18 protein-coding genes and 1 pseudogene are annotated in these 24369 nt (G+C 73.0%); 15 read left to right on the forward strand and 4 right to left on the reverse strand.

Annotation, left to right across the window (positions count from 1 at the left end; genetic code table 11):
* Window positions 1-810, reverse strand: a pseudogene (locus tag IF37_RS0130690) (PucR family transcriptional regulator); the annotation flags it as partial.
* A 164-nt stretch (window positions 811-974) separates the two neighbouring features.
* Here IF37_RS0130690 and IF37_RS0130695 point away from each other — a divergent pair.
* The 4 genes from IF37_RS0130695 to IF37_RS46460 all read left to right on the forward strand — a co-directional run bounded on the left by IF37_RS0130695 (window position 975) and on the right by IF37_RS46460 (window position 4627).
* Window positions 975-1901, forward strand: a complete 927-nt coding sequence (locus IF37_RS0130695) for a proline dehydrogenase family protein (RefSeq protein ID WP_030749856.1) — start codon at window positions 975-977, stop codon at window positions 1899-1901.
* Between the two features lie 39 nt (window positions 1902-1940).
* Window positions 1941-3572, forward strand: coding sequence for an L-glutamate gamma-semialdehyde dehydrogenase (pruA, locus tag IF37_RS0130700; protein WP_030749858.1), 1632 nt, complete (start codon window positions 1941-1943; stop codon window positions 3570-3572).
* A gap of 89 nt (window positions 3573-3661) precedes the next feature.
* Window positions 3662-4201, forward strand: coding sequence for a GNAT family N-acetyltransferase (locus IF37_RS0130705; RefSeq protein WP_030749860.1), 540 nt, complete (start codon window positions 3662-3664; stop codon window positions 4199-4201).
* A gap of 294 nt (window positions 4202-4495) precedes the next feature.
* Complete coding sequence (locus IF37_RS46460; protein WP_106981887.1) at window positions 4496-4627, forward strand: hypothetical protein; 132 nt, start codon at window positions 4496-4498, stop codon at window positions 4625-4627.
* Between the two features lie 34 nt (window positions 4628-4661).
* Here the strand turns inward: IF37_RS46460 and IF37_RS0130715 are convergent, their stop codons facing one another.
* Window positions 4662-6212, reverse strand: a complete 1551-nt coding sequence (locus IF37_RS0130715; RefSeq protein ID WP_030749862.1) for a metallophosphoesterase family protein — start codon at window positions 6210-6212, stop codon at window positions 4662-4664.
* 142 nt (window positions 6213-6354) lie between these two features.
* Here IF37_RS0130715 and IF37_RS0130720 point away from each other — a divergent pair, with 142 nt between their 5' ends.
* The 9 genes from IF37_RS0130720 to cimA all read left to right on the forward strand — a co-directional run bounded on the left by IF37_RS0130720 (window position 6355) and on the right by cimA (window position 16915).
* Complete coding sequence (locus tag IF37_RS0130720; protein WP_030749864.1) at window positions 6355-7398, forward strand: 3-isopropylmalate dehydrogenase; 1044 nt, start codon at window positions 6355-6357, stop codon at window positions 7396-7398.
* Between the two features lie 243 nt (window positions 7399-7641).
* Window positions 7642-8730 carry a branched-chain amino acid aminotransferase gene (locus IF37_RS0130725; RefSeq protein WP_030749866.1) on the forward strand — a complete coding sequence of 363 codons (1089 nt, stop codon included), beginning with the start codon at window positions 7642-7644 and terminating at the stop codon, window positions 8728-8730.
* 257 nt (window positions 8731-8987) lie between these two features.
* Complete coding sequence (gene ureA / locus IF37_RS0130730; protein ID WP_030749869.1) at window positions 8988-9707, forward strand: urease subunit gamma; 720 nt, start codon at window positions 8988-8990, stop codon at window positions 9705-9707.
* Window positions 9704-11428 carry an urease subunit alpha gene (locus tag IF37_RS0130735; RefSeq protein ID WP_030749871.1) on the forward strand — a complete coding sequence of 575 codons (1725 nt, stop codon included), beginning with the start codon at window positions 9704-9706 and terminating at the stop codon, window positions 11426-11428. The genes ureA and IF37_RS0130735 overlap by 4 nt, the downstream gene beginning before the upstream one ends.
* 56 nt (window positions 11429-11484) lie before the next feature.
* The gene (locus IF37_RS0130740; RefSeq protein ID WP_030749874.1) at window positions 11485-12528 is read left to right on the forward strand and encodes an agmatine/peptidylarginine deiminase; all 1044 of its coding nucleotides are present in this window, start codon (window positions 11485-11487) and stop codon (window positions 12526-12528) included.
* Window positions 12529-12555: 27 nt separating this feature from the next.
* Entirely contained in the window at window positions 12556-13044 is a 489-nt protein-coding gene (locus tag IF37_RS0130745) for a hypothetical protein (RefSeq protein ID WP_030749877.1), read from the forward strand.
* Entirely contained in the window at window positions 13041-13691 is a 651-nt protein-coding gene (locus IF37_RS0130750; protein ID WP_052845464.1) for a TetR/AcrR family transcriptional regulator, read from the forward strand. Before IF37_RS0130745 ends, IF37_RS0130750 begins: the two co-directional genes overlap by 4 nt.
* A 6-nt stretch (window positions 13692-13697) precedes the next feature.
* Window positions 13698-15020, forward strand: coding sequence for an MFS transporter (locus IF37_RS0130755; RefSeq protein WP_030749882.1), 1323 nt, complete (start codon window positions 13698-13700; stop codon window positions 15018-15020).
* Window positions 15021-15304: 284 nt separating this feature from the next.
* Entirely contained in the window at window positions 15305-16915 is a 1611-nt protein-coding gene (gene cimA / locus IF37_RS0130760) for a citramalate synthase (RefSeq protein WP_030749885.1), read from the forward strand.
* Window positions 16916-16934: 19 nt separating this feature from the next.
* Here cimA and IF37_RS0130765 read toward each other — a convergent pair whose 3' ends face one another.
* Together IF37_RS0130765 and IF37_RS0130770 are read right to left on the reverse strand one after the other, a co-directional pair.
* Window positions 16935-17537, reverse strand: coding sequence for a GPP34 family phosphoprotein (locus IF37_RS0130765; protein ID WP_030749888.1), 603 nt, complete (start codon window positions 17535-17537; stop codon window positions 16935-16937).
* Window positions 17538-17923: 386 nt separating this feature from the next.
* Window positions 17924-19792 (reverse strand): ricin-type beta-trefoil lectin domain protein, encoded by a 1869-nt coding sequence (locus tag IF37_RS0130770; protein ID WP_030749891.1) that lies wholly within the window; start codon window positions 19790-19792, stop codon window positions 17924-17926.
* 124 nt (window positions 19793-19916) lie between these two features.
* On the opposite strand from IF37_RS0130770, the gene IF37_RS0130775 reads away from it, so the two are divergent.
* Both IF37_RS0130775 and IF37_RS0130780 read left to right on the forward strand, forming a co-directional pair.
* Window positions 19917-22931 (forward strand): glycoside hydrolase family 3 N-terminal domain-containing protein, encoded by a 3015-nt coding sequence (locus tag IF37_RS0130775; protein WP_030749895.1) that lies wholly within the window; start codon window positions 19917-19919, stop codon window positions 22929-22931.
* Window positions 22932-22986: 55 nt separating this feature from the next.
* Window positions 22987-24363: a hypothetical protein gene (locus IF37_RS0130780; protein ID WP_030749898.1), complete on the forward strand. Its 1377-nt coding sequence runs from the start codon at window positions 22987-22989 to the stop codon at window positions 24361-24363.
* Window positions 24364-24369 lie beyond the last annotated feature (6 nt).

Here is a 24369-nt window from a genome sequence, read left to right on the forward strand (position 1 = left end):
CGGCCGCGCCCCCCGCGACTCCTCCGCCTCCTTCAGCAGCCGTGTGGCGGCGGCCACCGCGGGGGCCGTCACGTCCGCGGTGCGCAGCCGCACCAGCACCGCCAGGCTCAGGCCCGACGCCCCCCACGGCAGCGTGCACAGGGCCGTGGCGTGCGGCACCGTGCGCGGCGGCGGGGCGTCGTCCGGGTCGGCCGACGGCCAGGGCGCGACGCAGACCAGCGCGTGCGGTCCGTCCGCGCGGGGCCCGAGGGCGGCGCGCAGGTCGGCCACCGCCGCCTCCCGCTGCCAGCCCGGCTCCGCGGTGAGCACCGCGCGCAGCTCCCGGCTCAGCCCCGCCCCGGCCTCCGCCTCGTCCGCGAGCAGCGCGCCGATCCGGCCCGCCACCCCCATGGCGGCGCTGAGCTGGGCGTCGGTCGGCCCCGGGTCGCCGTCCAGCAGCCAGACGTAGCCGAGGACGACCCCCCGATGGCGTACCGGCAGACAGATCCGGCCCCGGTAGACGCCCGCCTCGGTGCTCGGCGGGATGCGCACCGGCCCGGTCGCGCGCGTGATGCCGAACCCCTCGAACCAGGCCCGGACGTTGGCGGTGGAGCGCCGGGTCAGGATCGAGCGGGTGCGCACCGGGTCCAGCGCGGTCGGGTCCAGCTCGTCCTCGCTGTCGTAGGCACCGAAGGCGATCAGCTCGAAGTCGCGGTTCTCCAGGGTCGCCGGGACGCCCAGCAGCTCCGAGATCTCGTCCACCAGCTCCTGGTAGTCACCCGCGCGGCGAAAGGAAGCAGCATCGGCCTTCACCCGGGCATTCTCCCCCATTCCCCGGCGGTCTTCATACATCTGTCTGAGATCCCGGGCAGGGATGCGTGACGTCTGTCGATGGCCCAGGATCGGAGAGATCCTTAGGTTTCACGGTGGTTCTCCGTGCCGTACCCGAATGGTCGGGTGACGGCCGTTTCGGTGCTTGTCTGTGGAGGTGCCCCGTGCTGGGTCCCGTGATTCTCGCCGCGTCGCGCAGCGACCGGATGCGACGCCTGATCTCGGCGGCCCCGGTGACCAAGCAGGTCGTCGACCGCTTCATCCCGGGCGAGACCGTCACCGACGTCGTGCCGATCGTCAAGGACCTGACGGACCGGGGCCTGGAGCTGACGATGGACGTCGTCGGCGAGGACATCACCACCCCCGAGCAGGCCACCGCCGCCCGGGACGCCTACCTCGCGCTGATCGACCACCTCAAGGGCCTCGGGCTCGGCGAGCGGGTCGAGATGTCGGTCAAGCTGTCCATGTTCGGCCAGGCGCTCCAGGGCGGCCACGAGCTGGCCCTCGCCAACGTCCGCCCGGTCGTCGAGGCCGCCGCCGCCATCGGTACGACGGTGACGCTCGACGCCGAGGACCACACCACGCTCGACTCGATGTTCACCATCCACGAGGAGCTGCGGAAGGACTTCCCGCGGACCGGCTGCGTCATCCAGGCCTACCTCTTCCGCACCGAGGCCGACGCCCGCCGCCTGGCCGGGTCCGGCAGCCGCGTCCGCCTGGTCAAGGGCGCCTACAAGGAGCCCGCCGAGGTCGCCTACCAGCAGAAGCACGAGATCGACAAGGCGTACGTGCGTATCCTGAAGACGCTGATGGAGGGCGAGGGCTACCCGATGATCGGGTCCCACGACCCGCGTCTGATCGCCATCGCCCAGGAGCTGGCCCACAAGGCCGGCCGCAAGCCGGACGAGTACGAGTTCCAGATGCTGTACGGCATCCGCGGCGACGAGCAGGCGCGGCTGGCCGCCGAGGGCCACCGCATGCGCGTCTACACCGCCTACGGCACCGACTGGTACGGCTACTTCATGCGGAGGCTCGCGGAGAAGCCGGCCAACCTGCGCTTCTTCCTCCGTTCCATGGTCAGCAAGGGCTGAGCCCGCACACCCGCTCACGTACAAGGAGTTACGGATCTCATGGACGCTGTGACCCAGGTCCCCACCCCCGTCAACGAGCCGGTGCACGGCTACGCCCCCGGTTCGCCCGAGCGCGCCCGGCTGGAGGTCAAGCTCAAGGAGCTGGCCGAGAACCCGATCGACCTGCCGATGACCATCGGCGGCGAGCGGCGGCTGGGCGGTGGCGAGCCGTTCGAGGTCGTCCAGCCGCACAACCACAAGGCCGTCCTCGGCACCGGCCGGCACGCCACCCGGCAGGACGCGCAGGACGCCATCGACGCGGCCCTGGCCGCCGCGCCGGCCTGGCGCGCGATGTCCTTCGACGACCGTGCCGCGATCATCCTGCGCGCCGCCGAGCTGCTGGCCGGTCCGTGGCGCGAGACCATCGCCGCCTCCACCATGCTCGGCCAGTCGAAGACCGCCCAGCAGGCCGAGATCGACAGCCCCTGTGAGCTGGTCGACTTCTGGCGCTTCAACGTGCACTACGCCCGCCAGATCCTCGCCGAGCAGCCCCCGGCGAACGCCCCGGGCGTGTGGAACCGCCTGGACCACCGCCCGCTGGAGGGCTTCGTCTACGCGATCACGCCGTTCAACTTCACCGCGATCGCCGCGAACCTGCCCACCGCCCCGGCCCTGATGGGCAACGTGGTGGTCTGGAAGCCGTCCCCGACCCAGACCCACGCGGCCGTCCTGCTGATGCGGCTGCTGGAGGAGGCGGGCCTGCCCAAGGGCGTCATCAACCTCGTCACCGGCGACGGCATCGCCGTCTCCGAGGTCGCCCTGGAGCACCGGGACCTCGCCGGCATCCACTTCACCGGCTCGACCAAGACCTTCCAGCACCTGTGGAAGACGATCGGCAACAACATCGAGAAGTACCGGTCCTACCCGCGTCTGGTCGGCGAGACCGGCGGCAAGGACTTCCTGGTCGCCCACCCGAGCGCCGACCGCGCGGTCCTCAAGACCGCCCTGACCCGCGGTGCCTTCGAGTACCAGGGCCAGAAGTGCTCCGCCACCTCCCGCGCCTACATCCCGGCCTCCATCTGGAACTCGGGCTTCAAGGAGGAGTTCGCGGCCGAGGTCGACTACCTGACCATGGGTGACGTCACCGACCTGTCGAACTTCATCGGCGCCCTGATCGACGACCGCGCGTTCGCCAAGAACAAGGCCGCGATCGACCGCGCCAAGGCCGACCCGTCGTGCACGATCGTGGCCGGCGGCACCTACGACGACTCGGTGGGCTACTTCGTCCGCCCGACCGTCATCGAGTGCACCGACCCGGAGAACGAGGTCTTCACGACCGAGTACTTCGGCCCGATCCTCGCGGTCCACGTCTACGAGGACGAGCGGTACGACGAGATGCTGACCCAGATGGAGTCGGTGTCCGACTACGCCCTGACCGGTTCGGTCATCGCCAACGACCGCGCCGCGGCCGCGTACACGATGGACCGGCTCCGCTTCGCCGCGGGCAACTTCTACATCAACGACAAGTCGACCGGCGCCGTGGTCGGCCAGCAGCCCTTCGGCGGCGGCCGCGCCTCCGGCACCAACGACAAGGCCGGTGCCCCGCAGAACCTCCAGCGCTGGACGCTGACCCGCGCCATCAAGGAGACCCTGGTCGCGCCGACCGACTACGGATACCCGCACATGGGCTGACCAGCCCCCTGATCCCGGCCCGGGCCGTCCGGCAGCTGTACGGACGTCCCGGGCCGTCGCCATGCCCGGGGGCCCGCCATACTGCCGTCATGACGTTCCCCGTCCGTCTCGTCCACACCGCCGACCTCGACCCCGCCGCACTCCGCGCCGTGCGCGCCCTGCTGGACGCCGCGTTCGACGGGGACTTCTCCGACGCGGACTTCGACCACGGGCTCGGCGGTCTGCACGCGCTGCTCCACGACGGGGTTGGGCTCGCCGCGCACGGGGCCGTGGTGATGCGCCGGGTGCGGCACCGCGGGCGGTGGCTGCGCACCGGGTACGTGGAGGCCGTCGCCGTCCGGGCCGACGTGCGGCGGACCGGGCTCGGCGGACGGGTGATGGCCGGCCTGGAGCGGGTGATCGACCGGGCCTACGACCTCGGCGCGCTGTCGGCGAGCGAGGAGGGGGCCCCGCTGTACACCGCCCGGGGCTGGCAGCGGTGGCCGGGACAGGTGCACGCCCTGTCGCCGGAGGGGATCGTCCGGCTGCCGGATGAGGAGGTCGGCCTCTATCTGCGGCCCGCCCTCGCCGGGCCCCTCGACCCCGCTCGGGAGGTCGTCCTCGACTGGCGCGACGGGGACGTGGCCTGAGGGTACGGCACACCGCGCGGCCCGGGACCTCACCCGGGCTCCCGAACGAAACCCCAGGTCAGAGCGGTGGGGGCCGGTCCGTCGTCTCAGATAGTAGGAAGTCCGAGTAATGATGCAGACAGACGCGGGCCGCTCCCTTAGCGTAAGAGGAGCCGAACGTTTCGCTTGATCCAGCGAAGGGCGGTGGTGAGCCGGCCCGCGCAGGCAATCCCTGCGGCCGATGCTCCCCGCCCCATCCGGCGTCTCGTCACCCCCTCATGCCGTGCTCCGCGTATGCCGAAGGAGTCGATTCCCATGGCCGAGACGACCGTCCGCCGCCGAGTCCGCCACGTGTCCCGCGCCGCCGAGTCCGACCGCAAGAACGCCGCCGCCGCCCTCCAGCGCGCCCTGGACCGCCGGGACAACGGCGGCGAGACCGGCCACTGAGCCGGGAGCGCCCGCACGGACCGCGGCGCGGCCCTCACCCGCCGTGCCGCACCTCGAAGTGGTCGATCCGCCGTCCGTCCTGGGCCAGCGCCGAGACCGCGAGCCGCGGTGACGCGCCGGCCCGCACCTCCACCTTCAGCAGGGAGAAACCGGTGTAGCGGACCCGGGACCACTCCGCCGTCTCCGCCGCCCGGTCCCCGTCCTTCGTCCAGGCGAAGGTCTTCACCGCCTCGTGCCGGGTGACGTGTCCCTCGTAGCTGTCCCGGACGCCCGCGGGGAAGGCGTACAGGTCCCGGCCGCCGCCGCCCGCCGTGACGTACACGACGCCGTCCCGGGCGGGGTCGGTGGAGCCGCCGACGGGCACCGCCCGGCCGACCGCGCCGTCCCGGATCGCGTCCGTGCGCTCGTAGACGTGGTTGTGGCCGTTGATCACCAGGTCGACCCGGTGCTTCGCGAACAGCGGCAGCCACTCCCGCCGTACGCCCCCGTCCGAGGCGTGCTGCGAGGTGGAGTAGGCGCAGTGGTGGAAGAAGACGACCACGAAGTCGACGCCGTCCTCGGCGCGCAGCCGGCCCAGCGTCCGGTCCAGCCACGCCGTCTGCCGGCCGCCGCTGTGCCCGAGGTTGGCGGGGATCTCGTACGACACGTCGTTGGCGTCCAGCGCCACGAAGCCGGCGTTGCCGTACCGGAACGTGTACGCGCCCGGTGTGCCGTGCGGGTCGAAGCCGGTCTCCGGCAGGGAGAACCGGGCGAGCTGGCCGCCGTAGCCGTCCGGCGAGTACCAGGCCTCCATGTCGTGGTTGCCGGTCGTCACCATCCACGGCACGGTCCGCGCGACGGGCTCGTTCTGCTTCAGGAACAGGTCCCAGAAGCCGGGGTCGTAGCCGTCCGACGTGCTGCCCCGGCCGTTCACGTCCGCGTAGCAGATGTCGCCGGCGTGCAGGTGGAAGGCGGGCTCCTGGCGCAGCACCAGATCGTCGTTGGCCTGCGCGGCCCGGCCCACGCCCTGGTCGCCGAAGGCCGTGAACACGAAGCGCTCCGGGCGCGTCGGCGCGGTGCGGAAAGAGGCGATGGCCGACCGGTGTGCCGGGGCGGTGGGCTCCCAGCCGTCGTGGCCGACGCCGTAGTAGTAGGTCGTGCCGGGGGCGAGGCCGTCCACGGCCGCGTGGACGTAGTACTGCTCCAGCGCGGGCCGCACCCCCGGCACCCCGGGTGTGTGCAGCGGGCGCAGCTCGGCCGCAACGCGGCGCCCGAGGTCGTCGGGGCGTGGTCCGAGCCGCACATACGGCCGCCGCACCGCGAACGGCACCTGCCAGGAGATCCGCAGCTGGGTGCGGGGATCGCCGCCGTAGGCGAGGTGGCGGCCGAACGGGCGCACCGCCGGGCCCGGTGCCCGCGAGGTGGCCGGGGCGGCCGGCCGGGTGCCGGCCGCGGCCGAACAGCCCGTCAGCAGGCCGGCCGCCACCGCGCCCGCCGTCACCAGCGTGCGCCGGGGCATCGCGCGGTCGCGCAGGTACGCGTACTGCTCGGCCATGCTCAGCCGTTCGGCGAGCGGGCGCGGGATGCCGACGTCGGGGGTCTCCATGCCGGGGAATCTTCCACCGGGGCCCGACACCCCCGCCACGTCCGGGTGAACACCAGCCGACGGGGTGACACCGGGACCCGGACCGCTGTCCGCATGGCGGACATGGTGTGTCATCCCATGGGACGAGGAGTAGGGTGCCGACATGTCTCGCAGCCTCAATCTCGCAGTGATCCCCGGTGACGGCATCGGCCAGGAGGTCGTGGCCGAGGGTCTCAAGGTCCTCTCCGCCGTCCTGCCGCAGGATGTGAAGCTGGAGACCCAGGCGTACGACTTCGGCGCCCAGCGCTACCACGCCACCGGTGAGACCCTCACCGACGCCGACCTCGACGCGCTCAAGCGCCACGACGCCATCCTGCTCGGCGCGATCGGCGACCCGTCGGTGCCGTCCGGCGTGCTGGAGCGTGGCTTCCTGCTCAAGCTCCGCTTCGCCTTCGACCACCACGTCAACCTGCGCCCGTCGAAGCTGCTGCCCGGTGTGGCCACCCCGCTCGCCGGCCAGCCGGAGATCGACTTCGTCGTCGTCCGCGAGGGCACCGAGGGCCCGTACACCGGCAACGGCGGCACCATCCGCAAGGGCACCGCGCACGAGGTCGCCACCGAGGTCTCCGTGAACACGGCCTACGGCGTCGAGCGCGTCGTCCGGGACGCCTTCGCCCGCGCCCAGGCCCGCCCGCGCAAGAAGCTCACGCTGGTCCACAAGAACAACGTGCTGACCTTCGCCGGCCACCTGTGGACGAACGTCTTCAACACGGTGGCCCGGGAGTTCCCCGAGGTCGCCACCGACTACATCCACGTCGACGCGGCGACGATCTACCTCGTCACCGACCCGGGCCGGTTCGACGTCATCGTCACCGACAACCTCTTCGGCGACATCATCACCGACCTCGCCGCGGCCGTCTCCGGCGGCATCGGCGTGGCCGCCTCCGGCAACATCAACCCCAGCCGCGAGTTCCCGTCCATGTTCGAGCCGGTGCACGGCTCGGCCCCGGACATCGCCGGCCAGGGCAAGGCGGACCCCACCGCCACCGTCCTGTCCGTCGCCCTGCTGCTGCGCCACCTCGGCTACGACGCGGAGGCCGACCGTATCGACGCGGCGGTCACCGCCGACCTCACCGAGCGCGGCGGCCTGCCGGCCCGCACCACCTCCGAGATCGGCGACGCGCTCGCCGTACGCGTAGCCGGCTGACCCGCCGCGCTACCTCCAAGCCGCCGGGTCGCGAGCGCACCCGGCGGCTTTCGCTGTGTCCCGCCGGGTGCCACCATCAACCCCTGGACCGCTTTCACCCTGTTTCCGTCCACTACCGCCCCCGCGCGATAATCGAACGCGGAGCCGCGGCAAGAGGGAATGCTCGGACGTCCTAGCACCGACGACCGGCAGCACAGGCGTGAGCGCGGCCCGTCACTACAACCGGTGAAGGACAGACCACTGATGACGACGCCCACGATCGAGCTCAAGCCGTCCGCCAGCCCGCTCGCCGCCGCAGAGCGCGAAGCGATCCTGGCCAGCCCCGGCTTCGGCCGCCACTTCACCGACCACATGGTGACGATCAAGTGGACCGAGGGCCGCGGCTGGCACGACGCCCAGCTCGTTCCGTACGGCCCGATCTCCCTGGACCCCTCCTCTCACGTCCTGCACTACGGCCAGGAGATCTTCGAGGGCCTGAAGGCGTACCGCCAGCCCGACGGCTCGGTCGCGCTGTTCCGCCCCGAGGCCAACGCCCGCCGGTTCCGCAGCTCCGCCCGCCGCATGGCCATGGCCGAGCTGCCCGAGGAGCTGTTCATCGCCGCGCTGGACGCGCTGCTCGGCCAGGACGCCGACTGGGTCCCGCCGCACGGCGGCGAGGCCTCCCTCTACCTGCGGCCGTTCATGTTCGCCTCGGAGACCGGGCTCGGCGTGCACCCGGCCAACGAGTACCTGTTCATGCTGATCGCCTCCCCCTCCGGGGCGTACTTCGCCGGCGGTGTGAAGCCGGTCACCATCTGGGTCTCCGAGGACCACGTCCGCGCCGTCCCGGGCGGTACCGGCGACGCCAAGACCGGCGGCAACTACGCGGCCTCCCTGCTGCCCCAGGCCGAGGCCGCCGCGCACGGCTGCGACCAGGTCGTCTACCTCGACGCGGCCACCCGGACCAAGGTCGAGGAGAGCGGCAGCATGAACGTCGCCTTCGTCTACGGCGACCGGATCGTCACCCCCTCGCTCACCGGCTCCATCCTGGAGGGCATCACCCGCGACTCCCTCCTCCAGGTCGCCCGCGACCTCGGCTACACCGCCGAGGAGGGCACGGTCACCCTCCAGCAGTGGCGCGAGGACGCCGCGTCCGGCGCGCTGACCGAGGTCTTCGCGTGCGGCACGGCGGCCGTGGTCACCCCGATCGGTCACGTCAAGACCAAGACGGACGCCTGGACCCACGGCGACGGCAGGCCGGGCCCGGTCACCCTGCGGCTGCGGGAGGCCCTGCTGGGCCTCCAGCGCGGTCTGACGGAGGACACGCACGGCTGGATGCACCGCATCGGCTGACGGGCGCACCGGGGCGGGCCGCCCCTCAAGGCGGCAGCGCCCGCGCTCCGAGGGCCGCCGCGGACTTCTCCGGAAGTCCGCGGCGGCCCTCGGCCGTTCCGTCGTACGTCCCGCGTGCGCGGTGCCGTATCCCGAGTTTTGAGCACCGTTCGATGTGACCTGAAGCTCGTAAGTCCTCGGGTCCTTCAGTTCCGCACTTTCCCTGTTTAGAGTGATGCTCTAACTCGTGGAGGACGGGACAAGGAGGTTGCCGCGTCGTGAGGCTCACCCCCACCGAACGTGACCGGCTGCTGCTCTTCGGAGCCGCCGAGCTGGCCCGGGCCCGCCGGGCGCGCGGTCTGAGGCTGAACGTGCCGGAGGCCACCGCGCTGATCGCGGACACCGTCTGCGAGGCGGCCCGGGACGGCAGGCGGCTCGCCGAGGCCATCGAGGCGGCCCGGTCGGTGCTCGGCCCCGAGGACGTGCTGCCGGGCGTCGCCGACATCGTCACCGAGGTGATGGTCGAGGCCGTCTTCGACGACGGCTCCCGGCTCGCGGTCGTCTCCGACCCGATCGGCTGGGCCTCCCCCGAAGCAGGGGGAGGCATGGGGGAGGAGGCCCCCGGCGCGCTGCTGCCCGGCCCCGAGCACGCCGACCCGGAACCGGTCCTCCGGCTCCGCGTCACCAACACCGCGACCGTGCCGGTCTCCGTCACCTCCCACTTCCACTTCTTCGAGGCCAACCCGCGCCTCGACTTCGACCGCCGCGCCGCCTACGGCATGCGGCTCGCCGTGCCCGCCGGCTCCTCGGTCCGCTTCGGGCCGGGGCAGAGCGAGGAGGTCGGGCTGGTCCCGATCGGCGGCGAGCGGATCGCGATCGGCTTCGCCGGACTCGTGGACGGGCCGCTGGACGCCCCGGGCGCCCGGGAAGAGGCCCTGCGCACAGCCGCGGCCTGCGGTTATCTCGGAGCGACGCCGGACGGAGGCGAGGAGCGATGAGCCGTTCCAAGGGCCGGGAGGTCAGCCGGTCGATCCACGTCGAACCGCACGCCTACACGGCCACCCACGGCCCCCGCGCCGGCGACCGGCTCCGGCTCGGCGACTCCGGGCTGACGATCCGCGTCGAGTCCGACGCCCAGAAGTACGGCGACGAGTTCCTGGCCGGCTTCGGCAAGACCGCCCGCGACGGACTGCACCTGAAGGCCGCCGCCGTCCGCGACACCTGTGACGTCGTGATCAGCAACGTCGTCGTCATCGACGCGGTGCAGGGCATCCGCAAGGTGTCCATCGGCATCCGCGAGGGGCGCATCGCGGCGATCGGGCGGGCGGGCAACCCGGACACCCTGGACGGGGTGGACGTGGTCGTCGGGACGGGCACGTCGATCGTCTCCGGCGAGGGTCTGATCGCCACCGCCGGTGCCGTCGACACCCACGTCCACCTGCTCTCGCCGCGCATCATGGAGGCATCCCTCGCCTCCGGCGTGACCACGATCATCGGGCAGGAGTTCGGCCCGGTGTGGGGCGTCGGCGTCAACTCCCCCTGGGCGCTGCGGCACGCCTTCGGCGCCTTCGACGCCTGGCCGGTCAACATCGGCTTCCTGGGCCGGGGTTCGTCCTCGCACCCGGCACCGCTGATCGAGGCCCTGGCCGAGGGCGGGGCGAGCGGTTTCAAGGTGCACGAGGACATGGGCGCCCACACCCGCGCGCTGGACACCGCCCTGCGCGTCGCCGAGGAGCACGACGTCCAGGTGGCCCTGCACAGCGACGGCCTGAACGAGTGCCTGTCGGTCGAGGACACCCTGCGCGTCCTCGAAGGCCGCACGATCCACGCCTTCCACATCGAGGGCTGCGGCGGCGGGCACGTGCCCAACGTGCTGAAGATGGCCGGTGTCCCGAACGTCATCGGCTCCTCCACCAACCCCACCCTGCCCTTCGGCCGGGACGCGGTCGCCGAGCACTACGGCATGATCGTCTCCGTCCACGACCTCAAGCCCGACCTGCCCGGTGACGCGGCCATGGCCCGCGACCGCATCCGGGCCGGCACCATGGGCGCCGAGGACGTGCTGCACGACCTCGGCGCGATCGGCATCACCTCTTCCGACGCCCAGGGCATGGGCCGGGCCGGTGAGACGGTCCGCCGTACGTTCGCCATGGCGGGCAAGATGAAGGCCGAGCTGGGGCCGCTGGACGGCGACGGGGACGGGGACGACAACGCCCGAGTCCTGCGCTACATGGCCAAGCTGACCATCAACCCGGCCATCGCGCACGGCCTCTCCCACGAGGTCGGCTCGATCGAGACGGGCAAGCTCGCCGACATCGTGCTGTGGCGGCCCGAGTACTTCGGCGCCAAGCCGCAGCTGGTCCTCAAGTCCGGCTTCCCGGCGTACGGCGTGGTCGGCGACCCCAACGCGGCCACCGACACCTGCGAACCCCTCGTCCTGGGACCGCAGTTCGGCTCCTACGGCGCCACGGCCGCCGACCTCTCCGTCGCGTTCGTCGCCCGGGCCGCCGTCGAGGCGGGCAACGACACGATGCCCACCCGCAGGCGCCGGGTCGCGGTGCGCGGCACCCGGGGCATCGGCCCGGCCGACCTGCGGCTGAACGCGCGGCTCGGCGCGGTCGACGTGGACCGGCGCACCGGTCTGGTCACCCTCGACGGCGAGCCGCTCAGCTCCGAGCCCGCCGACTCCGTCTCCCTCAACCGCCTCTACTTCCTCTGACGACCCTGCCCGACCACCTCCTCCGACGACCCTCCTCAGACGACCAGGGAACGCACATGACCACCCCCGCCGCCGATGGCTTCCGGATGCCCGCCGAGTGGACCCCGCACGAGCGCACCTGGATGGCGTGGCCCGGTCCCAACCCCACCTTCGACGACCCCGAGGACCTCCGCCTCTCCCGCACGGCCTGGGCGTCCGTGGCCCGCGCCGTCCGCCGCTTCGAACCGGTGACGGTCGTCTGCGGACCCGGGCAGTCGGCCGAGGCGCGGGCGCTGCTCGGCCCCGGCGTCGACACGGTCGAACGGGACCTGGACGACGCCTGGATGCGGGACATCGGCCCGACCTTCCTGACCGACGGCGAGGGCTCACTCGCCGCCGTCGACTGGACGTTCAACGGCTGGGGCGCCCAGCACTGGGCCCGCTGGGAGCACGACGCGAAGATCGGCGCGTTCGTCGCCGACCTCGCGGGCGCGAAGACGTACGCCTCGAAGCTGGTCAACGAGGGCGGCGCGATCCACGTCGACGGCGAGGGCACCGTCCTGCTCACCGAGACCGTGCAGCTCGGCCCCGAGCGCAACCCGCACTGGTCGAAGGAGGAGGTCGAGGCGGAGATCCACGCCCACCTCGGCACCGAGAAGGCGATCTGGCTGCCGCGCGGCCTGACCGGGGACTACCCTCCCCACGGCTTCGGCACCCTCGGCCACGTCGACATCGTGGCCGCCTTCGCCCGCCCCGGTGTCGTGGTCGCGCACCACCAGCCGGACCCGGCCCACCCCGACCACGAGGTCACCAAGGAGGTCATCGGCCTGCTGAAGTCGGCGACCGACGCCCGGGGCCGCGCGCTCCAGGTCGTGGAGGTGCCCGCCCCGACCGTCCTGGAGGCCGACGGCCACTGGGCCGACTACTCCTACATCAACCACTACCTCTGCAACGGCGGGGTCGTGCTGTGCGGCTTCGACGATCCGCGTGACGAGACCGCCGCCGGCATCTTCCGCCGCCTCTTCCCCGAGCGGACGGTGACCCTGGTGGACGCCCGGACGGTCTTCGCGGGCGGCGGCGGCATCCACTGCATCACGCAGCAGCAGCCGAAGACCCGCTGACGAGGGGCGTTCGGGTAGAACATACGCGTGGATGTACTGCTCTGCGCCGCGTGCGGCCACCGGCTCACCGCACCGGTCCGGCGCCTCGACGAGATCCCCGGGTCCGGCGGACGGGACGGGCTGCCCGGCCCCGGTGAGGCGTGCCGGCCCCCGGCCCTGCTGCCGCGCGGCCGCTACGCCGTGGACCCGCTGCCGCACGGGGCGCCGTTCGTGCCCGCGCCGAGGGACCGGGAGTACGACGGCGTGGTGCCCGGCGGCCCGTGGCGGTCCGACGCGCGCGGGCTCCTCGTCTCCGCCGGGCCGCGCGGCACCTACGTCCTGCACCCGCTGGACGTCGTCGCACTGGACCCGCACCCCGACGTGACGCGGCACATCGGCTGCTGCGGCCCGGACGGGGAGCACGGCGTCAACCGGCTCTGCCGGTGCGGCGCCGAGGTGGCGATCGCGGCCGACGACTGCACCACCGAGTACGCGACCCGCCTCGTCCCCGGCGCGGTACGGGCGGTGCCGGCATGACCGGGGCCCCGGCGCCCCGCCGCCGCACCCCCGCCCCGCCCCGCGAGGAGGTCCTCGCCGCCGCCATGGGCATGATCGCCGAGCGCGGGCTGGAGAAGCTGACCATGGCGGGGCTGGGCCGCGAGGTCCAGATGAGCAGCGGCCACCTGCTGTACTACTTCCGCTCCAAGGACGAGCTGCTGCTGCGGACCCTGGAGTGGAGCGAGGGCCGGCTCGGGGCGGAGCGGGGACGGCTGCTCACCGGCCCCGGCACCGCCCGCGAGCGGCTGTCCGCCTACGTCGACCTGTACGTCCCCGACGGCCACCGCGACCCGCACTGGACGCTCTGGCTGGAGGTCTGGAACCGCTCGCAGAACGCCGACGAGGCCGCGCGCGAGCGCCAGGCGGCGATCGAGGGGGCCTGGCACCGCGACCTGGTCGCGCTGGTCGCCGAGGGCGTCTCGCGGGGCGAGTTCCGCGCGGTGGACGCGGACCGCTTCGCGGCCCGGCTGCGTGCGCTGCTCGACGGGTTCTCCATCCACGTCGCCATCGGGCTGCGCGGCACCGATCGCGGGCAAGTGCTCCGCCACGTCCGGGAGTTCATCGCGGACACGCTGCTGGCCGACGAGTCGGGCGAAGGAGTCGTCCCCGGTGCCGCCGGGCAGTAACGGCCCATGGGACGACAACACTGGAAGAAGATCTGGGTCGGCTCGGCGGGGAACATGGTCGAGTGGTTCGACTGGTTCGTGTACGCGAGCTTCGCCCCCTATTTCGCCGGCACGTTCTTCCCGAGCGGCAACCCCACCGCCCAGCTGATGAACACCGCCGGCATCTTCGCCGTGGGCTTCTTCATGCGGCCGGTGGGCGGCTGGCTGCTGGGCCGGGTCGGTGACCGCAAGGGCCGCAAGGCGGCGCTCACCCTGACCGTGACGCTCATGTCGGCGTCGGCGGTGCTCATCGCCGTCGCCCCCACCTACGCGGTCGCCGGCTACGGCGGCGCGCTCGTCCTGCTCGTCGCCCGCCTGCTCCAGGGCCTGTCGGTGGGCGGCGAGTACGCGGCCAGCGCCACCTATCTGACGGAGGCCACGGACCCGGCCCGGCGGGGCTTCGCCTCCAGCTTCCAGTACGTCTCCATGACCGCCGGGCAGATCGCCGGCCTCGGCCTGCTGATCATCCTGCAACGGACCCTGTCCGACGACGCGCTGCACGGCTACGGCTGGCGCATCCCGTTCGTCGTCGGCGCGCTCGGCGCGGCGGTCGTCTTCTACCTGCGTCGCAGCATGCTGGAGACCGAGGTGTACGCGGAGGACACCTCCCACACGGCGGAGCGCGGCACCCTCGGCGCCCTGTGGCGGCACAAGCGGGAGGCGTTCCTGGTCGTCGCCCTCACCATGGGCGGCACGGTGGCCTACTACACCTACACCACCTACCTGACGAAGTACCTCTCCAACTCGGCCGGCCTGTCCAAGCAGACGGCCACGCTGGTCTCCTTCACCGCGCTGATCGTCTTCGCCTGCCTCCAGCCACTCGCGGGCGCCCTCTCCGACCGGATCGGCCGCCGTCCGCTGCTCATCACCTTCGCCGTCGGCTCCACCGTCCTCACCGTGCCGGTCATGACCCTGCTCAGGCACGCGGACGGCTACTGGCCCGCCCTCGGCCTCGCCCTGCTGGCGCTGGTCGTGGTCACCGGCTACACCTCCATCAACGCCTGTGTGAAGGCCGAGCTGTTCCCGACCGGTGTCCGCGCGCTCGGCGTGGCCCTGCCGTACGCCGTCGCCAACGCCCTCTTCGGCGGCACCGCCGAGTACGTCGCCCTGTGGTTCAAGAAGGGCGGTATCGAGTCCGGTTTCTACTGGTACGTGGCCGCCTGTGCCGCCGTCTCCCTGGTGGTGTACGTCTCCATGCGCGAGACGAAGGACCTGGACCTGACCCGGATGCGGCCCGCCGGGGCGGCCGGGGACCGGTCCGGGGCGGCCGACCGGGCGCCCGCATCCTGAGACGGACGCGGAGCCGGGGGCGCGGCTGTGCCAGACTGCCCCCGTGCTCTCGTTCGCCATGATTATGGGCAGCAGGCGCGCCGGTCCGCAGTGACCACTCCGTACGACCAGGTGCGGGTGGCCATCGTCGTCCTCGACCCGCGCGCAGACCTCTCGCACCCGCGAGGGGTTTTTTCGTTTTCCGGCCCACCTTCAGCCGGGAACGGAGCGCGGGGGAGTATGGGGGGACGGTGGAGCCGGGCATTCCGGTAAGACCGAAGATCCACAACAGGAGCCTTGAGACCATGACCGAGACGGAAACCAGCGAGCTCGACGACTCGTTCCACGTCTTCGACACCACGCTGCGCGACGGAGCGCAGCGCGAGGGCATCAACCTCACCGTCGCGGACAAGCTCGCCATCGCCCGGCACCTGGACGACTTCGGCGTCGGCTTCATCGAGGGCGGCTGGCCCGGCGCCAACCCCCGGGACACCGAGTTCTTCGCCCGCGCCCAGGCGGAGATCGACTTCCGGCACGCCCAGCTGGTCGCCTTCGGCGCCACCCGCCGCGCCGGTGCCAAGGCCGCCGAGGACCCGCAGGTCAAGGCGTTGCTGGAGTCCGGCGCCCCGGTGATCACGCTGGTCGCCAAGTCGCACGACCGGCATGTGGAGCTGGCGCTGCGCACCACCCTGGACGAGAACCTGGAGATGGTCCGCGACACGGTGTCGTACCTGCGCGGGCAGGGCCGCCGGGTCTTCGTGGACTGCGAGCACTTCTTCGACGGCCACCGCGCCAACCCCGACTACGCCAAGGCGGTCGTCCGCACCGCCGCCGAGGCCGGCGCCGACGTCGTCGTGCTGTGCGACACCAACGGCGGCATGCTCCCCGGCCAGGTGCGCGAGATCGTCGCGGAGGTCCTCGCCGGCACCGGCGCCCGGCTCGGCATCCACGCCCAGGACGACACCGGCTGCGCGGTCGCCAACACCCTGGCCGCCGTGGACGCGGGCGCGACCCACGTCCAGTGCACGGCCAACGGCTACGGCGAACGCGTCGGCAACGCCAACCTCTTCCCGGTGGTCGCGGCCCTGGAGCTGAAGTACGGCAGGAAGGTGCTGCCCGAGGGCAGGCTGCGCGAGACGACCCGGATCTCGCACGCCATCGCCGAGGTCGTCAACCTGACGCCGTCCACGCACCAGCCGTACGTCGGTGTCTCCGCCTTCGCGCACAAGGCCGGCCTGCACGCCTCCGCCATCAAGGTCGACCCCGACCTGTACCAGCACATCGACCCCGCGCTGGTCGGCAACACCATGCGCATGCTGGTCTCCGACATGGCGGGCCGCGCCTCGATCGAGCTGAAGGGCAAGGAGCTGGGCATCGACCTCGGCGGCGACCGGGAGCTGGTCGGCCGGGTCGTCGAGCGGGTCAAGGAGCGTGAACTCAAGGGCTACACCTACGAGGCCGCCGACGCCTCCTTCGAACTGCTGCTGCGGGCCGAGGTCGAGGGCAGGCCGCTGAAGTACTTCGACGTCGAGTCCTGGCGGGCCATCGTGGAGGACCGGCCCGACGGCACCCACGCCAACGAGGCCACCGTGAAGCTGTGGGCCAAGAGCGAGCGGATCGTCGCCACCGCCGAGGGCAACGGCCCGGTCAACGCCCTGGACCGGGCCCTGCGCGTGGCGCTGGAGAAGATCTACCCGCAGCTCGCCAAGCTGGACCTGGTCGACTACCGGGTCCGCATCCTGGAGGGCAAGCACGGCACCTCGTCCACCACCCGGGTGCTGATCTCCACCTCCGACGGCGCGGGCGAGTGGGCCACGGTCGGCGTGGCGGAGAACGTCATCGCCGCCTCCTGGCAGGCACTGGAGGACGCCTACACCTACGGGCTGCTGCGCGCGGGCGTGGAGCCGGCCGAATAGAGCCGCGCACCCGCGTGGCTCAGGGCGCCCGCCAGATGTTGTCGAAGGCGATGTTCTCGATGCGCCGCCGCTCGCGGACGGCCTCCAGCTCGGTGACCGCGTCGCCGACCGCCAGCAGCACGGTGAGCGCCGCCGCGTCGTCGGGCTCCGTACCGGACGGGGGACCGGTCTGGATGCCCACGGTGGCGGCGAGGCCGGTGAGGACCGGGTCGCGGGACTCCCAGCGGTCGGCCGCGTGCCGCCGGGCGGGCGTGTCGGCCGGGACGGCGTCCCCGCCCCGGCCGGGCAGCCAGTGCCGGCGCCGCCCGGTGAGCTGCCCGTCGGCCTCCAGGACGTCGTGGTAGGCCACGGCCAGCCCCTCGCCGCGCCGCCACAGCCAGTCCGCGATCGTCTCGTACGGCTCCTCGCGGACGAGCCGCGCTCCGGCCTCGTCCAGCATCCGGTCGCCGGTGGTCAGCACCGGGCCGGGCACGACGCGGTCGCCGTCCAGGGTGAGCGCCCGTGCCCCGAGGAGGTCGATCAGCTCGGCCCCGGCGAGCGCCAGTGACAGGTCACCCTGCTCGACGGGGCGCGTGCCGGGCACGTCCAGGCTGACGAGGAACAGATCCTGCGGTGTGGTCATACCCCCACCTTGGTCCGCGGGCCGCCGATCCGCAGCACGCCACACCGCCGCTCGGCACGCGTCCGCGGCGAGCCGTTCGAACGCGCCGGGGCTCATCGCCCGGCCGTCCGAGGGGGAAGGCGGTGTCGCCGCGCAGCCCCCGCCGGTCCGCGTCCCGGCCGGTGGTGACCGGGCCGTCCCCGGCGCCGCGGGGCCGCCCGTCCAGGTGCGGACCCCGGTAGGTGCCGTCGCCGCACGGACGGGACACCGCGTACGGCGTCCCGTCCGGCGCGGCGCGCACCCCCGCCAGCGGCAGGTCGACGGCGCCGCAGCCGCTCGGCAGCAGCATCCCGCCGGCGATCCCCGCCGCCACGGCCCCCGTGTGTCGCATGTGCCGCCCTACCGCCTCACCGCAGTGTCCACTTCTGGTTGGCGGCTCCGGTGCACGACCAGATCTGGGCCCGGGCCCCGTTCGCCGACGAATTGTCCGTGACGTCCAGGCACTTGTTCGCCGCCGTGTTCAGCACGGCACCCGAGGCCGCGTCGTACGACCACCGTTGGGCACCGGTTCCGTTGCAGTCGTACAACTGCGTCTTGGCCCCGTCGGCGGTCGAGCCGGAGGTGACGTCCAGGCACTTGCCGAGCGCCCGGACCGAGCCGTCGGCCCCCACGGTCCACTGCTGGGCGGCGGAGCCGTTGCAGTCGTAGAGCTGCACCGCCGTGCCGTTGGCGGTGGAACCGCCCGCCACGTCCAGGCACTTGCCGGCGAGGCCGGTGAAGGCGCCGGTACGGTCGCCGCCGCCGCCGGACTGCGCGCCGGACCAGGTGAAGGTGGCCGAGGTCCGGCCGGGCAGCGAGTAAGTGGCGTGCTGCCCACCCCAGTTGACGGTCAGCGTCCTAGCCGAGGAGGAGCCGTTGTAGGCGATCAGCGCCTTGCTGCCGTCCGGGTTGCGCCAGGCCACGTTCGGCACCGCGGTGGAGGCCGTGGAGGCGATGCGCTGGGCGCCGGGGCGGACGAACTTGGTGAGGTGGCCCATGTCGTAGTACTCGACGGTGTAGTCCACGGTCCCGCTCGCGCCGTCGCCGTTGTGCACGGTGACCAGGCCGGTGCAGGTGCCGCAGCCGCCGTTGTGCGGGCCCATGTTCTGGTCCACGGCCAGCGACCACTTGGTCACCGACTTCGCCCAGTTGCGGGTGTAGCCGATGATGTCGGACATGTCCTCGCGCTGCTGGTCGGCGATCCAGGTGCCGCCGGAGTGCTCGGTGCCGAAGGCGTCCAGCGCCGGGTACTGGTTGTGCACGGCGGTCTGCTTGGCGATGTCGCCGCCGTAGCCGTGCCAGGCGATGCCGCCGAAGTTGGGGTGGTCGCGGATCGCCGGGTCGTCGACCGTCTGGGCGGCGTAGGAGTCGTAGACGTCCCAGTTCCAGTCGTGCGCCAGCACCTTGGTGGCGAGGCCCGCCGACTGGAGCCTGGGCAGCAGCTCGCTCTTGGTGAAGTAGGCGAGCCCGCTCGCGTTCCAGCTCATCGAGGGGTAGCCGGAACAGCAGGTCGGCTCGTTCTGCGCGGTGACGTAGGAGACGTTCACGCCCTGGTCCTTGTACGCCTGGAGGTACTTCACGAAGTACGAGGCGTACGCGCCGTAGTTCTCGGCCTTCAGCCAGCCGCCGTTGAGCGAGCCGCTGTCCTTCATCCAGGCCGGTGCCGTCCACGGCGAGGCCATCACCGTCAGGGCGGGGTTCAGCTGGAGCGCCTGCCGGGTCAGCGGCACCACGTCCGCGAGGTCGTGGGCGAGGGAGAACCTCGACAGCGACGGGTCGCTCTGGCCGGCCGGCACGTCGTCGTAGGTGTAGCCGTAGCGCGCCAGGTCGGAGGCGCCCATCGGGTTGCGCAGGAACGACAGGCCGATGCCGTCCGTGGGGGAGAACAGCTTGCGCATGGCGGTGTCCCGGGTGGCCTGGGACAGCGCCCCGCTGCTGTTCAGCAGCCAGGCCGCGGTGTCCGTGAAGGAGGCGCCGCCGCCGGTGAAGGTCTGGTAGCGGGTGTTCTCGTCCACGGTGATGTTCTCGCCGCCGCCGCCCGTGCCGGACTGGAAGGCGAACGGCGTCTGTGCCTGGAGGCCGCGTACGACGTGCCGGCCGGCGGAGTCGTCGGTGGTGGTGAGATAGGCGGTGACCTGCTCGCCGGCCGCGTGCGCGGGGGCCACGGCCAGGCCGGCACCGGCGGCGGAGAGCAGTCCGGCCAGCAGCAGCCGGACCGCGCGGGGGGTTCTCCTCATGGTGCGTCGCCCTTTCTGTCGGGTCGACAAAGGCTGACGGGTCGTCTTGACGGTTCCTGGCGACGTCAGTTAACTCACGGCGTGAGCTAAGCCATGAGTGAACCAGAGAGTCGAGGGAAGGTCCATGCGAAGAACCGCCCTGCTCGCCTCCGCCGCGCTCCTCGCCGCATCGCTGCCCTGGGCGGCGACCGCGCGAGCAGCCGACGAGCCGGCCCCCGTCCCGGTCGACCGCTTCGAGGGCGAGGTGCCCTTCGCCGCCCAGCCCGCCGAGGGCATCTTCACCTGGGGCGGTGACGCCGACGACCCGCCCACCCTGAGGCTCGCCGACCGCGCCGACGCCCCCGAGGGCGCCAAGGTGCTCACCGGCGGCTACGACATCAGCGGCTACGGCGGCTTCACCCACGACTTCGCCGCCACCGCGCCCGCCCACGACTGGTCCGCGCACCAGGGCATCCGCCTGTGGTGGGAGGGCCGGAACAACGGCCGGAAGATCACCTTCGAGATCAAGGACGGCGGCGCGAACGGCGAGGCGTCCGAACTCTGGACCACCTCCTTCACCGACGACTTCACCGGCTGGAAGCAGGTCGAACTCCCCTTCACCGACTTCGCCTACCGCACCGACTACCAGCCCGTCGGCGGCATCGACCACGTCCTCGGCCTGAACGGGATGTGGGGCTACGCCGTCACCCTCCCGCCCGGTGCCAAGGGCGACTTCGCCATGGACGGCGTCGAGCTGTACGGCCGGGCCGACCAGGCGCTGCGCGCCTCCGTCAGCACCGACGCGCCCGTCGTCCCGGTCGCGGAGGGCGGGACGGCGAAGGTGCGGGTCACCGTGGCCACCACCGGCGCACAGCCCCTCACCGACCCGGTCACCGTCGGCTACGCCACGGGCGACGGCACCGCCACCCCCGGCGGCGACTACACCCCCGTCTCCGGCACCCTCACCTTCCCGGCCGGCACCGCGTCCGGCACCACCCGGACCGTCGAGGTGACCACCCGCCGCGACCGGACGCCCGAGACCGCCGAGACCGTCCCGCTGAAGCTCACGGTCACCGGCGCCAAGGCCCCCGCCGAGGACCCGCGGATCGTCCTGAACGCCCACGGGCTGCCCTACCTGGACGCGAAGCTGCCGGTGCGCGAGCGGGTCGCCGACCTGCTCCGCCGGATGTCCCCGGCGGAGAAGGCCGGCCAGATGACCCAGGCCGAGCGCGGCGCCGTGGGCCAGGGCGCCGACGTCGCCGCCTACGCCCTCGGCTCCCTGCTCTCCGGCGGCGGCTCCACCCCCACGCCCAACACCCCCGAGGCGTGGGCGAGGATGATCGACGGCTTCCAGCTGCGCACCCGGGCGACCCGCCTCCAGATCCCGCTGGTCTACGGCGTCGACGCGGTCCACGGCCACAACAACCTCTCCGGCGCCACGGTCATGCCGCACAACATCGGCATCGGAGCCACCCGCGACCCGCGGCTCGCCGCCCGGACCGGCGCGGTGACGGCCGCCGAGGTCCGCGCCACCGGCATCCCCTGGGACTTCGCCCCCTGCCTGTGCGTGAGCCGCGACGAACGCTGGGGCCGCGCCTACGAGTCCTTCGGCGAGGACCCCGCGCTGGTGCGGTCCATGGAGACCGTGGTCCAGGGCCTCCAGGGCCGCGCGAACGGCGCCGACCTGTCCCGGGCCGACAAGGTCCTCGCCACGGCCAAGCACTTCGTCGCCGACGGCGGCACCGCTTACGGCTCCTCCACCACCGGGACGTACACCACCGACCAGGGCGTCACCAGGATCACCCGCGAGCGGCTGGAGGACATCCACCTCGCGCCGTACCGGGACGCCGTCGACCGGGGCGTCGGCACGGTCATGCCGTCGTACTCCTCCCTGGACATCGTCGGCGACGGCAAGGGCGCGGTGAAGATGCACGCCCGCGGCGACATGATCAACGGCGTGCTCAAGGGCCGGATGGGCTTCGACGGCTTCGTCATCAGCGACTGGAACGCCCTCGACCAGCTCCCCGGCGACTACGCCGCCCGTGTGCGCGGCGCGGTCGGCGCGGGCGTCGACATGATGATGGTGCCGTACGGCTACAAGGAGTTCACCGCCGCGCTCACCGCCGAGGCGGCGGCGGGCCGGATCGGCGAGCGGCGGATCGACGACGCCGTCTCCCGCATCCTCACCCAGAAGTTCCGCCTCGGCCTCTTCGAGCACCCCTACGCCGACACCTCCGGCGCCGCCGCCATCGGCTCCCCGGCCCACCGCGCGGTCGCCCGGCAGGCCGCCGCCGAGTCGCAGGTGCTGCTGAAGAACGCGGGCGGGCTGCTGCCGCTGAGGAAGAGCCAGAAGGTGTACGTCGCCGGCTCCAACGCCGACGACATCGGCAACCAGACCGGCGGCTGGACCCTCACCTGGCAGGGCGCCTCCGGCGACACCGTGCCCGGCACCACCATCCTCAAGGGCCTGCGCGAGGCCGGCGGCGACGTCACCTACTCCAAGGACGCCTCCGCCCCGACCACCGGCTACGACGTCGGCGTGGTCGTCGTCGGCGAGACCCCGTACGCCGAGGGCGTCGGCGACGTCGGCAATGGCCACTCCCTGACCCTGTCCGCCGCCGACCGGGCCGCCGTGGACAAGGTCTGCGCCGCGATGAGGTGCGCGGTGCTGATCGTCTCCGGCCGCCCGCAGCTCGTCGGCGACCGGCTGGACGACATCGACGCCCTGGTCGCCTCCTGGCTGCCCGGCACCGAGGGCGGGGGCGTCGCCGACGTCCTCTACGGCGAGCGCCCCTTCACCGGGCAGCTCCCCGTCACCTGGCCCAAGGCGGAGTCCCAGCTGCCGATCAACGTCGGCGACACGTCCTACGCCCCGCAGTTCCCCTACGGCTGGGGCCTGACCACCCGCACCGACCTCCCCCGGGGCGGCACCGCCACCCTGCGCGACCTCGGGGCGCGGGCGGTGGCGGCCGAACGCCACGGCGACGACCGGACCGGACGCGCGCTGGTGACCCGGGCCCGGCTGCTCGTCCAGCACAAGGCGGGCGACCACCCCACCGAGGCGGTCTCCCGGCCCTTCGCCGACGCCGACCACCTGCTGCTCACCGGCCGGTACGGGAAGGCGGTGGAGAAGCTGGCGCTGGCCTACCGGGCGGCCTGACGGCCGAATGCCCGGCGGGCGACCGCGCGGGGGAGGCTTCGGGTAGTTTCGAGACATGAAGGCCGTTCCGTGGACCCGTAGCCTCCCCGCACTGCTGCTGGCCGTCCTCGCCCTGGCGCTGACCACCGTGTTCGCGCCCGGGGCGAGGGCGGACACCGGCGTCTCGACGATCGCCGCGGCCCTGCGCCAGAGCCCGGTCTACGTCGACCCGGCCGCCCGGGACCAGCTCTCCGCGGCCGACGCCGCCGCGCTCGCCTCCCGGATCAAGGACGCCGACAGACCCCTGTTCATCGCGGTCCTCCCGGCCGGCTACCGCACCACCGACCTGTTCTCGGACGTCCGCGCCGCCACCGGCGTCACCGGCCTGTACGGCATCCGCCTCGGCGACCGCTTCGACGCCCGCGCCGACTCCTCCGTCATGTCCGCCACCGCCCGGAAGAACCTGGTCGGCAGCGTCCAGGGCGAGAGCGCCAAGGCCCAGCTCACCGACTTCACCGACCGCGCCCTCGCCAACATGGGCGGCCACGCCCCGAAGAGCTGGGGCGGCTCGTCCGGCGGCGGCGACGGGGTCTCCGCCACCGCCCTGGTCACGACGGCCGCGGTCCTGGTGGCGGGCGGCGCGGGCGCCTACGCCCTGGTCCGCCGCAACCGCCGGCGCCGCGAGGAGGAGCAGCGGGCCGCGCTCGACCGGCTCCGGGTGGTCGTGGACGAGGACATCACCGCGTTCGGCGAGGAGCTGGACCGGCTCGACTTCAGCCCCGCCGAACCGGGCGCCGACGACGCCATGCGCGCCGACTACGAGCACGCGCTCGACGCCTACGACAGCGCGAAGCAGCGGATGGCCGCGGCGACGAAACCGGAGGACGTCCGCGGGGTCACCGAGGTGCTGGAGGACGGCCGCTTCTCCCTCGCCCTGCTGGCCGCCCGGCGCGAGCACCGCCCGCTCCCGGAGCGCCGCCCGCCCTGCTTCTTCGACCCCCGGCACGGCCCCTCGGTCACCGACGCCACCTGGACCCCGCCCGGCGGCGCCCCGCGCCAGGTCCCGGTCTGCGCGGCCGACGCCGCCCGGCTGGCCGACGGCCGCGACCCGGCGGTCCGCGAGGTCGACACCGAATACGGCCGCCGCCCCTACTGGGACGCGGGCCCGGCGTACGGCCCCTGGGCGGGCGGCTACTTCGGCGGCGGCGTGCTGCCCGGCCTCCTCGTCGGCACCGTGCTGGGCAGCATGATGGCCGCCCCCTCCTACGCGGCCGACTACGGCACCGGGTACGGCGACTTCGGCGGGGGCGGCGACTTCGGCGGCGGCTACCAGGGCGGCGACGTCTCCGGCACCGACTTCGACCCCGGGGACTTCGGGGGCGGCTTCGGCGGCGGCGACTTCGGCGGGGGCGGCGACTCGGGCGGTGGCGGCGACTTCGGCGGGGGCTTCTGAGCCCCC

The organism is Streptomyces sp. NRRL S-31 (assembly GCF_000718775.1).
Taxonomy (GTDB): Bacteria; Actinomycetota; Actinomycetes; order Streptomycetales; family Streptomycetaceae; genus Streptomyces.

Coding starts and splice junctions, on each gene's coding strand:
- pruA (WP_030749858.1), top strand. CDS start 1,941: ATGGACGCTGTGACCCAGGTCCCCACCCCCGTCAACGAGCCGGTGCAC.
- IF37_RS0130705 (WP_030749860.1), top strand. CDS start 3,662: ATGACGTTCCCCGTCCGTCTCGTCCACACCGCCGACCTCGACCCCGCC.
- IF37_RS46460 (WP_106981887.1), top strand. CDS start 4,496: ATGGCCGAGACGACCGTCCGCCGCCGAGTCCGCCACGTGTCCCGCGCC.
- IF37_RS0130715 (WP_030749862.1), bottom strand. CDS start 6,212: ATGGAGACCCCCGACGTCGGCATCCCGCGCCCGCTCGCCGAACGGCTG.
- IF37_RS0130720 (WP_030749864.1), top strand. CDS start 6,355: ATGTCTCGCAGCCTCAATCTCGCAGTGATCCCCGGTGACGGCATCGGC.
- IF37_RS0130725 (WP_030749866.1), top strand. CDS start 7,642: ATGACGACGCCCACGATCGAGCTCAAGCCGTCCGCCAGCCCGCTCGCC.
- IF37_RS0130735 (WP_030749871.1), top strand. CDS start 9,704: ATGAGCCGTTCCAAGGGCCGGGAGGTCAGCCGGTCGATCCACGTCGAA.
- IF37_RS0130740 (WP_030749874.1), top strand. CDS start 11,485: ATGACCACCCCCGCCGCCGATGGCTTCCGGATGCCCGCCGAGTGGACC.
- IF37_RS0130750 (WP_052845464.1), top strand. CDS start 13,041: ATGACCGGGGCCCCGGCGCCCCGCCGCCGCACCCCCGCCCCGCCCCGC.
- IF37_RS0130755 (WP_030749882.1), top strand. CDS start 13,698: ATGGGACGACAACACTGGAAGAAGATCTGGGTCGGCTCGGCGGGGAAC.
- cimA (WP_030749885.1), top strand. CDS start 15,305: ATGACCGAGACGGAAACCAGCGAGCTCGACGACTCGTTCCACGTCTTC.
- IF37_RS0130765 (WP_030749888.1), bottom strand. CDS start 17,537: ATGACCACACCGCAGGATCTGTTCCTCGTCAGCCTGGACGTGCCCGGC.
- IF37_RS0130770 (WP_030749891.1), bottom strand. CDS start 19,792: ATGAGGAGAACCCCCCGCGCGGTCCGGCTGCTGCTGGCCGGACTGCTC.
- IF37_RS0130775 (WP_030749895.1), top strand. CDS start 19,917: ATGCGAAGAACCGCCCTGCTCGCCTCCGCCGCGCTCCTCGCCGCATCG.
- IF37_RS0130780 (WP_030749898.1), top strand. CDS start 22,987: ATGAAGGCCGTTCCGTGGACCCGTAGCCTCCCCGCACTGCTGCTGGCC.